12 protein-coding genes and 1 pseudogene are annotated in these 12,504 nt (G+C 70.9%); 7 read left to right on the top strand and 6 right to left on the bottom strand.

What is annotated here, in order from left to right; translation table 11 throughout:
- Positions 1–12: 12 nt before the first annotated feature.
- The 6 genes from ASC56_RS12860 (at position 13) to ASC56_RS12835 (ending at position 5,361) form a co-directional block, all read left to right on the top strand.
- Positions 13–396 carry a DUF3037 domain-containing protein gene (locus ASC56_RS12860; protein ID WP_055491446.1) on the top strand — a complete coding sequence of 128 codons (384 nt, stop codon included), beginning with the start codon at positions 13–15 and terminating at the stop codon, positions 394–396.
- Positions 397–556: 160 nt separating this feature from the next.
- Positions 557–1,318, top strand: a complete 762-nt coding sequence (gene fabG / locus ASC56_RS12855) for a 3-oxoacyl-ACP reductase FabG (protein WP_055491445.1) — start codon at positions 557–559, stop codon at positions 1,316–1,318.
- An 18-nt stretch (positions 1,319–1,336) separates the two neighbouring features.
- The gene (locus tag ASC56_RS12850) at positions 1,337–2,095 is read left to right on the top strand and encodes an SDR family oxidoreductase (RefSeq protein ID WP_055491444.1); all 759 of its coding nucleotides are present in this window, start codon (positions 1,337–1,339) and stop codon (positions 2,093–2,095) included.
- 156 nt (positions 2,096–2,251) lie between these two features.
- Positions 2,252–3,874, top strand: a complete 1,623-nt coding sequence (locus ASC56_RS12845) for an ABC transporter substrate-binding protein (protein WP_055491443.1) — start codon at positions 2,252–2,254, stop codon at positions 3,872–3,874.
- A gap of 89 nt (positions 3,875–3,963) precedes the next feature.
- Positions 3,964–4,647 carry a uracil-DNA glycosylase gene (locus ASC56_RS12840; RefSeq protein ID WP_055491442.1) on the top strand — a complete coding sequence of 228 codons (684 nt, stop codon included), beginning with the start codon at positions 3,964–3,966 and terminating at the stop codon, positions 4,645–4,647.
- A gap of 159 nt (positions 4,648–4,806) precedes the next feature.
- Complete coding sequence (locus ASC56_RS12835) at positions 4,807–5,361, top strand: hypothetical protein (RefSeq protein WP_055491529.1); 555 nt, start codon at positions 4,807–4,809, stop codon at positions 5,359–5,361.
- A gap of 178 nt (positions 5,362–5,539) precedes the next feature.
- Here ASC56_RS12835 and ASC56_RS37900 read toward each other — a convergent pair whose 3' ends face one another.
- Both ASC56_RS37900 and ASC56_RS12830 read right to left on the bottom strand, forming a co-directional pair.
- Positions 5,540–6,031: a hypothetical protein gene (locus ASC56_RS37900; protein WP_079102460.1), complete on the bottom strand. Its 492-nt coding sequence runs from the start codon at positions 6,029–6,031 to the stop codon at positions 5,540–5,542.
- 109 nt (positions 6,032–6,140) lie between these two features.
- A pseudogene (locus tag ASC56_RS12830) lies at positions 6,141–6,653 on the bottom strand (DinB family protein).
- Between the two features lie 245 nt (positions 6,654–6,898).
- Here ASC56_RS12830 and ASC56_RS12825 point away from each other — a divergent pair.
- The gene (locus ASC56_RS12825) at positions 6,899–7,810 is read left to right on the top strand and encodes a Gfo/Idh/MocA family protein (protein WP_055491441.1); all 912 of its coding nucleotides are present in this window, start codon (positions 6,899–6,901) and stop codon (positions 7,808–7,810) included.
- Here the strand turns inward: ASC56_RS12825 and lnt are convergent.
- The 4 genes from lnt to ASC56_RS12805 form a co-directional block, all read right to left on the bottom strand.
- Positions 7,728–9,302: an apolipoprotein N-acyltransferase gene (gene lnt / locus ASC56_RS12820; RefSeq protein ID WP_055491440.1), complete on the bottom strand. Its 1,575-nt coding sequence runs from the start codon at positions 9,300–9,302 to the stop codon at positions 7,728–7,730. The two genes, ASC56_RS12825 and lnt, sit on opposite strands and share 83 nt — an antisense overlap.
- 104 nt (positions 9,303–9,406) lie before the next feature.
- A complete protein-coding gene (locus ASC56_RS12815; protein WP_055491439.1) occupies positions 9,407–9,895 on the bottom strand; it encodes a nuclear transport factor 2 family protein in 489 nt (162 codons plus the stop codon).
- 90 nt (positions 9,896–9,985) lie between these two features.
- Positions 9,986–10,489, bottom strand: a complete 504-nt coding sequence (locus ASC56_RS12810) for a hypothetical protein (protein ID WP_055491438.1) — start codon at positions 10,487–10,489, stop codon at positions 9,986–9,988.
- Positions 10,490–12,307, bottom strand: a complete 1,818-nt coding sequence (locus ASC56_RS12805; RefSeq protein WP_055491437.1) for a sialidase family protein — start codon at positions 12,305–12,307, stop codon at positions 10,490–10,492.
- Between the last annotated feature and the right edge of the window lie 197 nt (positions 12,308–12,504).

Here is a 12,504-nt window from a genome sequence, read left to right as displayed (position 1 = left end):
TCGGAAGGACGCATGACCGAGCGGGACGTCTTCGAGTACGCGCTGCTGAGGGTCGTGCCACGGGTCGAACGCGGTGAGTGCGTCAACGCGGGCGTACTGGTCTACTGCCGCGCCCAGTCGTTCGTCGCCGCCCGGACGCATCTGGACGAGGGAAAGCTGCTGGCGCTGGACCCGGGCGCGGACGTGGCCGGCGTGCGCGCCGCGCTCCGCGCCGTCGAGAGCGTGTGCGCCGGGGGCGCGGCGGCCGGGCAGGCGGCGCTCGACGACGCGGGTCGGCGCTTCCGCTGGCTGATCGCGCCCCGCTCGACGGTCGTCCAGCCCGGGCCGGTGCACACCGGGCTGACCGCAGATCCTGCGGCCGAGACGGAGCGGTTGCTGGATCTCCTGGTGAGGTAATGGATCACACGCGCCGGGTGTGACGTTGACACCGGGTGCCAGGGCTTCTAGCGTCACGTCTACTGAAGGTACTAAGCGGTCGCTCACCTGTGGGGGCTACCGTGGGAGCCCCAGACTTTCGAAGGTGTTCCAGGCTTTCCAAGGGCGAGGAGAACCAGCAATGTCCACCACTGAGCAGCGCGTCGCCGTCGTCACCGGCGGAGCGCGCGGCATCGGCGCAGCCACCGCCGTACGACTGGCCGCGGAGGGCCGCGCCGTCGCGGTGATCGACCTCGACGAGGCCGCGTGCAAGGACACCGTGGAGAGGATCACCGCCGCCGGCGGCAAGGCCATCGCCGTCGGCTGCGACGTCTCGGACGAGGCGCGGGTCGAGGAGGCCGTCGCGCGGATCGCCGAGGAGCTGGGCGCGCCGACGATCCTCGTCAACAACGCGGGCGTGCTGCGCGACAACCTGCTGTTCAAGATGAGCGTCTCGGACTGGGACACCGTCATGAACGTGCACCTGCGCGGCGCCTTCCTGATGTCCCGGGCGGTGCAGAAGCACATGGTGGACGCGGGCTTCGGCCGTATCGTCAACCTCTCCTCGTCCTCCGCGCTCGGCAACCGCGGCCAGGTGAACTACTCCGCCGCGAAGGCCGGGCTGCAGGGCTTCACCAAGACCCTGGCCAAGGAGCTCGGCAAGTTCGGCATCACCGCCAACGCCGTCGCCCCCGGCTTCATCGCCACCGAGATGACCAAGGCCACCGCCGAACGCGTCGGCATGGACTTCGAGGACTTCAAGGCCGCGGCGGCCACCCAGATCCCCGTGCAGCGCGTCGGTGAGCCCGACGACATCGCCAACGCGATCGCCTTCTTCACGGGCGAGGCGGCCGGATTCGTCTCCGGCCAGGTGCTGTACGTCGCCGGCGGACCGCTCGACTAGGGCCGGGGGAAGCAGACCATGACTTCGGTGGAACTCTCCGGCAAGGTCGCCCTCATCACGGGCGCCAGCCGCGGCATCGGCTACGGCATCGCCGAGGCGCTCGTCGCCCGCGGTGACCGCGTCTGCATCACCGGACGCAACGAGGAAGCCCTGAAGGAGGCCGTCGAGCAGCTCGGCGCCGACCGCGTCATCGGGGTCGCGGGCAAGGCACACGACGAGGCCCACCAGGCCGCCGCCGTGGAGCGGACCATGGAGGCCTTCGGCCGGGTCGACTTCCTGGTCAACAACGCCGGTACGAATCCGGTGTTCGGCCCGATCGCCGACCTCGACCTGAACGTGGCGCGCAAGGTGTTCGAGACGAACGTCGTCTCGGCGCTCGGCTTCGCGCAGCAGACCTGGAAGGCCTGGCAGAGCGAGAACGGCGGCGCCATCGTCAACATCGCCTCCGTGGCCGGTGTCTCCGCCTCACCGTTCATCGGCGCGTACGGCATCAGCAAGGCCGCCATGATCAACCTGACCCTGCAGCTCGCGCACGAGTTCGCGCCCAAGGCGCGGGTCAACGCGATCGCGCCGGCCGTGGTGAAGACCAGGTTCGCCCAGGCCCTGTACGAGGGCCGGGAGGCGGAGGCCGCCGCGGCCTACCCGCTCGGCCGGCTCGGCGTGCCCTCCGACATCGGCGGCGCCGCAGCGTTCCTGACGTCGGACCAGTCCGACTGGATCACGGGGCAGACGCTCGTCGTCGACGGCGGCATCTTCCTGAACGCGGGGGTCGGCTGACGGACGTCTCGACACGGGCGCGGATCGCCTCCAACCATTGACAGATTCCGCGCCCGTGTCACCGCGAAACGGGCACGCACGGGGATGACAACGTCGTCATAACGCGCTGGTCACACGCCCCGCCGGAACACGGTGAACCCGGCGGGGCGCTGCGGTATGGTCTGCCAACCCCTGGTGTGGCAGCTCGAGGAGCAACGCGTGTTCAACCGGAACCGAGGTCTGCGTCAGCTGGCGACGATCGCGTCCATATCGCTGGTGACCGGATGCGGGGTCCTGTCGTCGGACTCCTCCGGCAGCAAGAGCCCGATCGTGGTGGGCACCACCAGTTCCCCGAGCACGCTGGATCCGGCCGCCTCCTGGGACAGTTCCTGGGAGCTGTTCCGCAACGTCTACCAGACCCTGCTGAACTACCCCGACGGCGCCAGCCAGCCCGGTCCCGACGCGGCCGAGAAGTGCGCGTTCACCGACACCACGAACCTCACCTACCGCTGCGTCCTGCGCAGCGGCCTGACCTTCTCCAACGGGGACAAGCTCGACGCCCGGTCCGTGAAGTACTCGATCGACCGGATCAAGCGGATCAGTGTGTCCGGCGGCCCGGCGGGCCTGCTGGGCAGCCTCGACCGGATCGAGGTGAAGGGCGACCTGGAGGTCGTCTTCCACCTCAAGGAACCGGACGCCACCTTCCCCTTCGTCCTCGCCACGCCCGCCATGTCGATCGTCGACCCGGCCGACTACTCCGCCACCCAGGTGCGCAAGGACGGCCGGATCACCGGGTCCGGACCGTACACGCTGCAGTCCTACCAGGACGGCAAGGAAGCACGACTCGTCGGGAACAGCCGTTACCAGGGCTACGCCAAGCGGAAGAACGACGAGGTCACCATCCGCTACTTCCAGGACTCCTCCAGCATGGTGGACGCCCTCAAGAGCCGGAAGATCGACCTCACGTACCGCGGTCTCGCCGCCTCCGACATCGTCTCCCTCCAGCGCCACCAGTCCAACAGCGGCATCCAGCTCCTGGAGAACTCGGGCATCGAGATCAGCTACCTGGTCTTCAACCCCAAGGACCCGTGGGCCGGCAAGACCGCCGTCCGCAAGGCCCTGGCCCAGGTCGTGGACCGGGCCGCCATCGCCCACAACGTCTACAAGGACACCGTCCAACCGCTCTACTCCATGGTCCCGGCGGGGCTGACCGGACACACCACCGGCTTCTTCGACCAGTTCGGGGACCCCAGCACCGCCAAGGCCCGCAAGATCCTCTCCGACGCGGGCATCACCCAGCGCGTCCCGCTGACCCTCTGGTACACCACCGACCGCTACGGCTCCGAGACCGCGCCGGAGTTCCAGGAGATCAAACGTCAGCTGGAGGACTCCGGCCTCTTCCAGGTCACCCTGAAGAGCCGTCCCTGGACGACGTACGTGGAGGGCTACCAGAAGGGCGAATACCCTGTTTTCGGCCGCGGGTGGTTCCCCGACTTCCCGGACCCGGACAACTACATCGCGCCCTTCGTCGGCCAGCAGAACGCGCTCGGCACGCCCTACCCGGCGCCGAAGATCACCGGGGAGCTGCTGCCGGGGTCCCGGCGCCAGAGCGACCGCGCCAACGTGGTCAAGCAGTTCGAAGCGGCCCAGCAGATCCTCGTCGACGACGCCCGACTGCTGCCGCTGTGGCAGGGCAAGCAGTACGTGGCGGCGAACGAGGACATCTCCGGCGGTGAGCGCGCGCTGGATCCATCGACGATCATGATGATGTGGGAGCTGTCCCGCAAGACCAGCTGGTAGTCCGGCCCGGGAGGGTTCGGGAGCCCGTTGTCAGTGGTCGCCTGTAGGTTCTGAGACCTGGAAGTGACCGCACATCGGAGGAAGTTGACGTGACCGACATCGCCATGCTGCCGGAGTCCTGGCGGGGCGTTCTGGGCGACGAACTGCAGCAGCCCTACTTCAAGGAGCTCACGGAGTTCGTCGAGGTGGAGCGCGCCAAGGGTCCCGTCTACCCTCCGCGCGAGGAGGTCTTCGCCGCACTCGACGCCACGCCGTACGAGAAGGTGAAGGTGCTCGTCCTCGGCCAGGACCCGTACCACGGCGAGGGCCAGGGACACGGCCTGTGCTTCTCCGTGCGTCCCGGTGTGAAGACCCCGCCGTCCCTGCGGAACATCTACAAGGAGATGCAGGAGGAACTGGGCACGCCGATCCCGGACAACGGCTACCTCATGCCATGGGCCCGGCAGGGCGTGCTGCTGCTCAACGCCGTGCTGACGGTGCGCGCGGGGGAGGCCAACTCGCACAAGGGCAGGGGCTGGGAGAAGTTCACGGACGCGGTGATCCGTGCCGTGGCCGACCGGCCGGACCCGGCGGTGTTCGTGCTGTGGGGCAACTACGCGCAGAAGAAGCAGCCCCTGATCGACGAGACGCGGCACGTCGTCGTCAAGGGCGCCCACCCCTCGCCCCTGTCCGCGAAGAAGTTCTTCGGCTCACGCCCGTTCACGCGGATCAACGAGGCCGTGGCCCGGCAGGGGCACGAGCCGATCGACTGGACGATCCCGAATCTCGGGTGAGGCCCGACGGGGCGGACCGGCTCCGGCCCGCCCCCGCCGGTCACTGGCCGGCTCGTGTCGTCACCGTCTTGGCCCAGCGTCCGTACGGAGCCGCCTGACCGCGATCGACGGTGGGGGCGGTTAGCGTCGTGGTGACGGGTGACGAGCGTGGAGGACGCGGTGGCGAAGGGACAGGAACAGACGGCGCCGGACGCCGTCATGACCCGCATCGGGCAGGTCGTCATGCTGCACCACGGCGGCGACCGGGAGGAGGCCCGCGACCGCTTCCTCCAACTGTGGGCGGAGATCGGCGAGGACGGTGACCCGCTGCACCGCTGCACCCTGGCGCACTACATGGCGGACACGCAGAACGACCCGGCGGACGAGCTCGCCTGGGACCTCAGGGCGCTGTCCGCCGCCGAGGAACTCACCGACGAGCGCCTGGCCGAGCACGACAGGGCACTCGCGGTGCGTGCCTTCTATCCCTCGCTCCATCTGAATCTGGCCGCCGACTATGTGAAGCTCGGCCGCTCCGAGGCCGCCCGCGTCCATCTGGGCTGGGCCCGCGGCGCGGTGGGCGTCCTCGGCACCGACCCCTATGGCGACGGCATCAGGGCGGCGATCGGCCGCCTGGAGCGGCGGCTCGCGGAGGAGTGGCCGGCCGGCGGCGTACCCGAGCCCGGCCCCCGGGACGGCCCGGGCGGGGAGACCCTGGGGCCGCCGCGACGGCCTTAGGGGTCCTTGCACTATGCCCGCCCGGGTCGCGTGGTCTGGCACCGCACCTCGCCACGCGACCTCATCGGGCGCTCATAGTGCAAGGACCCCTTAGAGCTCCGAACAGAAGGGGAGGCCGCGAGCCGGGCGCCCACTCTGTTCGGAGCTCTTAGGGTTCCTCCCGAATGGGCTTCGGGCTTCAACGCCCGTAGGTGCTCCGGCAGATGACCGCCTCGGGGCTGTCCGAGGGCCACCCTCCGTATCTGCGGCCGAGCGCGCACACCTCCGCGTTCCTCGGGAAGGCCTCGGCGACGGCCGGGGGCACCTGGATGGGCGTCCCCGGGTGGGCCCGCCTCGGGTGTGGCTCGGGGTGGGCCCACCCGGGGGGCGGGGCCGCGGGCGGTCGGTGCGGGCCACCCGTCGGCGCGGCGGCGGGGGCCTGGCGGGGAGTGCGGCGCGAGGTGTCGGCGGACGGCGACGGGCCGGTGGACGGCCGGACCATCTCCAGCGCCTCCCGTGCCGGGGCCTGGACGACACGGGGCTGTGCGCTGCCGTCGGGGTGCGGTGCCGAGGGCGTCGAAGGCGCGGGCGGCGGGCCGGGGGCGGTCGGTCGCTGGACGGTCACACAACCGGTGAGGGCCGAGACGGCCACGGTGACCAGGAGCGTTGCGGTGGTCGTCGTTCGATGCACCCGCGCAACTCTGCTGGGTCCGGCCCGCTTTGGGGAGCGGACAGGCGGAGGATGCCCCGCACGGGTGATCCCCGCCTCCGCCGGAGGGCCGCGGGCCGCCCCGAGTGCGTCAGTCCCCGGTGGCCCCGTCGATCCGCTCACGGATCAGGTCGGCGTGGCCGTTGTGGCGCGCGTACTCCTCGATCATGTGGGTGTAGATCCAGCGCAGGCTGAAGGGCTAGTCGGTGAACCGGCTCGGGCCCTTGGAGAGGTCGTCGAGGTCGTGGTCGGCCGCGTGCCGCCGGGCGATCTCGATCTCGGCCTGCCAGGTGGCGTACGCCTCCTCCCAGGTGTCGGCCTCGGTGAGGTGGAACTCGCCGTCCGGGTCCTCGTCGCTGCAGTAGATCAGCCCGGGATCGTCACCGACGAGGACCCTGCGGAACCAGTTCCGCTCCACCTCCGTCATGTGCCGCACGAGCCCCATCAGGGAGAGCTCGGACGGTTCCACCGAGGCGGTCCTGAGCTGGGCGTCGGTGAGGCCCTCGCACTTCCACGCGAGTGTCTGGCGGTGGTAGTCGAGCCAGCCCTCCAGCATGGCGCGCTCGTCGGCGTTCAGGGCGGGCTCACGGCGCTCGACTGTCATGTCCGCATCCTGCCCCGGATCCCCGCATCGCCACAACGCATTTCCCACCGGGCGGCGGTCGCCCGGCCGGTATCCGCCGGACGGTCCTGGCCGGCCGCCGCACGCAGGTGCGCGAGCGCCGCCTCGCCCGTCCCCGGCAACGGCGCCCCTCTCGCGAGATCTCGGCGACCTCGTCGACCGGCGGCCCCGCGGCGGCCGTATCCTTCCGACGAGGCACCCGTCGGCAACCCCCAGGAGACGTCCCCGTGAAGGTCGGCTGCATCGGACTCGGCGACATCGCGCAGAAGGCCTATCTGCCGGTGCTCGCGCTGCAGCCGGGGATCGAACTGCACCTGCGGACGCGGACTCCCGCGACCCTCCACCGCGTCGGCGACAGCCTGCACCTTCCGCACGATCAGCGGCACCCCGACCTGGACACGCTGCTCGCCCAGGACCTCGACGCGGCGTTCGTCCACGCGCCCACCGCCGCCCATCCCGAGATCGTCACACGACTGCTGGAGGCGGGCGTACCGACGTACGTGGACAAGCCCCTCGCCTACCAACTCGCCGACTCCGAACGGCTGGTGCGGCTCGCGGAGGAGCGCAACGTGAGCCTCATGGTGGGCTTCAACCGACGCTACGCACCCGGGTACGTGCAGTGCGCCGACCACCCCCGCGAGCTGATCCTGATGCAGAAGAACCGCGCCGGTCGCCCCGAGGAACCGCGCAGGATGATCCTCGACGACTTCATCCACGTCGCCGACACCCTGCGCTTCCTGGTGCCGGGGCCGGTCGACGACGTGACGATACGGGCCCGGGTCGAGGGCGGTCTGCTGCACCACGTGGTGCTCCAGCTGGCCGGCGACGGCTTCACCGCGCTCGGCGTGATGAACCGGCTGAGCGGTTCGGCGGAGGAGATCCTGGAGGTCTCCGGGCAGGACACCAAGCGGCAGGTGTGCAACCTCGCCGAGATCATCGACCACAAGGGCCAGCCGACCGTGCGACGGCGCGGGGACTGGGTGCCGGTGGCCCGCCAGCGCGGCATCGAACAGGCCGCGCTCGCCTTCCTCGACGCCGTCCGCGCGGGCAAGGTACTCAGCGCCAGGGACGCACTGGCGACTCACGAACTGTGCGAGCGCGTGGTAGCTGCGGTGCGGGAGCGCCCCGTCGCACTCTGAGGGCACGCACGCCCTCGGCGGCGCACAGCCCGGCGAGCACCAGCACAGCCGTGTGCACAGGCCAGTCGCCATAGCGGACGTACGGAGTGATGCCATGGGCGAGGGGGACGTCGTACACCGCCGAAGTGCTTGCGCCGGTCCCCAGCCAGGAGCCGACGCGCTCGCCGCTCGGGCCGTAGACGGCGGAGACGCCGGTCAGCGTGGCGTGCACCATGGGGCGGCCGGTCTCCGCGGCGCGCAGCGCGGCCAGCGAGGCGTGCTGCTCCGGCGCCCAGCTGTCCTGGAACGTCGACGTCGACGACTGGGCGAGCAGCACCTCCGCGCCGTTGTCCGCGAGGTGGCGGCTCATGTCCGGGAACGCGGACTCGAAGCAGACCATGGGGCCGACGCGCAGCCCGTGCCCGACGTCCATGACCACCTGCTCGGTACCGCGTCTGCGGTCCTCGCCGGCTGCCCTGCCGACCGAGGTGGCCCAACCGAGCACGGACCGTGCCGGTATGTACTCGCCGAACGGGACGAGCCGCATCTTGTCGTAGCGCTCTCCGGTCGGGCCGTTCGGGCCGACGAGCACCGAACTCTTGTAGATGCCGCGGCGGTCGGAGCGGCGGGCGTCGACGTTGACGAGGATGTCGGCCTTCACCTGCCGGGAGAGTGCCGCGATCCGGGTGGCCAGATCGGGCCGGTGCGCGAGGTCGAACCCGACGCTGCTCTCGCCCCACACGACCAGGTCCACGTCCCGCCCGGCGAGCCGCCGCGTCAACTGCTCCTCGCGTTCGAAGCGCTGCGCACCGCTGGCCGTGCCGTCCACGATCCCGGGCTGGACGACCGCTATGCGCACCTGCCCGTCGAGGTCGGGGCGCGGCGACCACACCCAGGCCGCCGACGTCGCGGCGGCCGTGGCGACCAGTCCGGCCAGGGCGGGCAGGCGTGACGCGCGTACCGACAAGAGGACGGCGAGGGCGACGTTGACGCCCACGACCAGGAAGCTCAGCAGCCACACCCCGCCGACCGAGGCGAGCCGCAGAGCGGGCTCCACCTGCCACTGGCTCGACCCGAGCAGCCCCCAGGGGCCGCCGAGTCCCTGCCACGAGCGCACGAGCTCGACCAGCAGCCAGCCCGACGGCAGCACGACGAGGGCCGCGCCGATCCGGCCCGGGGAGGGCACGCCCGCCAGGAAGCGCCGTACCAGCAGCCCCCACGGCGCCCACAGCGCGCCGAGCAGTGCGGCTATGACGAACGTGAACACGTTCAGGTTCGGGATCAGCCAGTGGTGCACGGCCGTCATGAAGCCGAACCCGCCGAGCCAGCCGTCGTACGCGGCCTGCCGTCCGGTCGGCGCCGACCGGACGAGCAGGATCCAGGGGACCAGCGCCATGTAGGCGAACCACCACAGGGACGGCGCCGGGAAGGCGACCATCGGCAGCGCACCGGCGAGCATGGCGGCGACACCGCGCCGTCGGCGGGAGGTGAGCCAGTTGCTGGGCGTCCTCATTCGGCGCGTTCCTCCCTCTGCATGTCTCCAGTGTGCGCGCCGGAGAAGATCTTCGACAGGGGGCGTGGGGGAGCGCGGGGAGCGGCGCCGTGGTGGCTCCGGGCCTACGTGCGCGGATGCCGGGTGAGGCGCCATTTCTCCTCGACGACCACCTCACGCAGCCGCCAGCCCCCGTCCGTGCGCAGGAACGCGAACGCGTAGCGGCCGCCGCAGACGAAGTCCGGCTCGGACGGCGCGGAGGGACCGGACACTCCCTCGTCCGGTCCCTCGAACCGCATGGGATTGATGTAGTCGGCCTGGACCTGGGCCGTGTCGCCGACGTCCTGCGCCAGGACACCGAACGTCACACGCCGGTTGACGATCAGATGCTGGCGCATCGGAACCAGCAGCATGGTCCGCTCCAGCCATCCGGCTACCTGCCCGGCATCGCCCTCGATACCGCCCGCCGAGCGGTAGTCGGCCCGTCCGTCCGCCGTGAACAGTCCTCGGTACGCTTGCCAGTCGCCGTCGTCCACGGCCGCCGCGTACTCGGTGACGAGTCCGTCGACGGCCAGCCGGTCCATCACGGTAGCGAGCTCCACACGCTGGGTCATCGGCCAAGTGTTGGGGACGGGGGTGGCGGAGCCAAGAGGTGTGCGGGGTGTTTCGGCCCCGGGTTCGTACGCCGGAGTCGTGCCGGTGGCTCAGGAGGCGGCGGACGTCAGGTACGTCAGGTACACCCCTCCCTCGCAGCCGGGCATCTTCCGCAGGGTCCAGCGGCCGTCGACGGTCCCGGAGGAGAAGTTCGACTCGGCGTCGTTCTCGTCCACCTCGCCCTGCTTCAGGGCGTACCCGGCCTTGGGGAGCCGCTGTTGCAGGAAGGTCAGCGTGGCCTTGAAGCCGCCCCGTACGACCGTGCCGAGGACGAGCCGGTCGTGGGTGCGGTGCTCCACCGAGATCACCACGGCGCCGTCGGGCACCGGCAGGTTCGCCGGGAAGTCCTTGGGAAGCGGCAGTGAGGCGGCGGTGGGGCAGCCGCCGGGCGTGGCGTCGGCCTTCTTCCCGGCCGACGCGTCTGTTGCCCGCCCGGCCGCCTGCGGCGTCTCGCCCCGGGGCTCGGCGGGCCGGGCCGTCGCCGAGCATCCGGCGACGGCCGTCAGGCATAGGACGGCGCCGGCCAGCACGGCACCCGGAAGCACAGGCCTCATCTACCGGCCTCCTGCGCGCTTGTTGTGCTTGGCGCCGACCACGGCGTCGTACGCGCCGTACAGCGTGTTGCCGGAGGACTGGCGGGCGATGGAGGCCAGCGCGTCGTAGTTCTGCGCGCCGCCGGTGGCGCAGCTGCCGGTGCATCCGTCGGCGTAGGCGACGAGGACGCGGCCCTGGGCGTCGGTGGTGACGTCGTTGAAGTCCAGGAGGTTGCGGTCCTTGCCGCAGGTGGTGCCACCGGTGCAGATCGACCCCTTCTGAACCGGGTCGGTGGGGGTGGCGTCGACGGTGGCCCAGGACTGGCCGCCGTCGTAGGTGGTGGCCACATACAGGTGCCAGACACCCTTGAAATTCGCCGTGTCCTGGTAGTTGCCGCCCGTGGTGGTGCCGAGGAAGGCGAAGGCGGCGCGGTTGTCGTCGCCTGCGGTCACGGCTGGGAAGACGATGTTCTTGACGCCGAGGGCGGCGCCGACGTTCTGGTCGTGCAGCCACGTCTTGCCCTTGTCGTGGCTGACAGCGATACGGGCGGTTCCATCGCTGTTCTGGTACCCCATGTAGACGGTCCCGCCGGCGCCGACTCCCACGCTCGGGTCGGAGTCACCGGGGGTGCTGGACGGGTTGTGGCGGACGGTCCAGGTCAGCCCGTTGTCCTCGGAGACGGCCACGGCCTGATGGCCGCCGCAGCCCTTGTTGGGTACGTACACCGTGCCGTCCGGGGCGACCTTCACATGCCCGTGCAGGCCGCCGCAGTCCAGGAGTGAGTACATCGGGACGGCGGGCCCGTACGTCAGACCGCCGTCCCGGCTGATCGCGCAGGAGGCGTCGGCGATGTCCTGGGAGCAGTAGTACACGGCATGGGGGTACGAGGTGACGGCACCCGGGACGCCCGGGGCGAAGGGGCCGCCCCCGATGGTCTGGTGGTCCACGCCGGAGTTGATGCCCGACCCGCCCGTCGGCGTCCACGTCTCACCGTCGTCGTCGGTGTAGCAGGTCAGGGCGGTCTTGCCGGCGAGCTGCGACTCGAAGGTGCGGTGGGTGGCCGGGTCGGTGAACAGGATCGGGTCGAGGCTGGTGGTACTGCCCTGAGGACAGCCGTTGGCCGCCTTCGCGCTCTTGTCCTGCCAGGTGGCGGTCCCGGCGCTGTCGTACGTGACCTTGAGGGTCGAGGTGTACGCCTGGAACATCGCGGCGCCACTCGCGCGGTCGACGCCGATCGAGGGTTCACCGGCCTTGTGCGCGGCCGCGATGCCGTCGGGCGCCGAGGAGTTCGCGTACGTCGGCGGGACGGCCGTACTCGGTGGCGGATCAACCGGGTTGGCCACCAGGCTCGCGGTGCCGCTGAAGCTGTCGCCGAGCGGAGCGAACGGCACCACGCGCACGGTGTACGAGGCCGTCACCGCCGGAAGCAGCACGGTCTCGGGGTCGCTGGTGGAGGCCGAGGCGGCCACCTGACGGCCGTTCGTATCGAGGACGTACAGGTCGAAGTCGGCTGCGGAGTCGGGCCACTTGACGTCGATGCGCAGGCTGTGACCGGCGTCGTAGCCCGCGGGCACCGACACTTTCAGGGCGTAGTCGTCGCAGAGTTGCGGATGCGCGCAGCTCACCGTCCCGGCGGTGCCCGAGACGTTCGGGGCGACGAAGGGACCGGCGCTCCACGTGGCCGTGGGCGCTGTGTCGCTGACCGATCCGGAGGGCGGAGTGGCGGCGCCGGCCGACACACTCGGCAGGCTGCCGGCGACGAGCGCCAGCAGCCCGACGGCGAGTCGCCCCCGCGACCGCGGGTGGCGGTGAGGACGGAGTGCGGAGAGGAGAGCCACAAGTACCTCGTGGGTTCGTGAGTCGGACGAAGGGCGGTGGTGCGTGGCGTACGGTCGAGCCTTCGTCTGCTCTACGGGGAGGTGCGCGGCGTCCGTCGCGAGAGACCGAGATCTGTTCGAAGCGGGCTCCTACGCGTCCGGTCACGGTGGTAACGGGCGGTGGCCGGTCATCGGTGCCTTGACGCCCTTCGAGACCG

Source organism: Streptomyces sp. TP-A0356 (genome assembly GCF_001417775.1).
GTDB lineage: Bacteria > Actinomycetota > Actinomycetes > Streptomycetales > Streptomycetaceae > Streptomyces.
Note: the sequence above shows the minus strand (reverse complement) of the source record. Positions and strands in the feature narration are given on the sequence as shown.

Bases quoted from the DNA above. Each gene is read 5' to 3' on its own strand.
- ASC56_RS12860 (WP_055491446.1), top strand. From the start codon at position 13: ATGACCGAGCGGGACGTCTTCGAGTACGCGCTGCTGAGGGTCGTGCCA.
- fabG (WP_055491445.1), top strand. From the start codon at position 557: ATGTCCACCACTGAGCAGCGCGTCGCCGTCGTCACCGGCGGAGCGCGC.
- ASC56_RS12850 (WP_055491444.1), top strand. From the start codon at position 1,337: ATGACTTCGGTGGAACTCTCCGGCAAGGTCGCCCTCATCACGGGCGCC.
- ASC56_RS12845 (WP_055491443.1), top strand. From the start codon at position 2,252: ATGGTCTGCCAACCCCTGGTGTGGCAGCTCGAGGAGCAACGCGTGTTC.
- lnt (WP_055491440.1), bottom strand. From the start codon at position 9,302: ATGAGGACGCCCAGCAACTGGCTCACCTCCCGCCGACGGCGCGGTGTC.
- ASC56_RS12815 (WP_055491439.1), bottom strand. From the start codon at position 9,895: ATGACCCAGCGTGTGGAGCTCGCTACCGTGATGGACCGGCTGGCCGTC.
- ASC56_RS12810 (WP_055491438.1), bottom strand. From the start codon at position 10,489: ATGAGGCCTGTGCTTCCGGGTGCCGTGCTGGCCGGCGCCGTCCTATGC.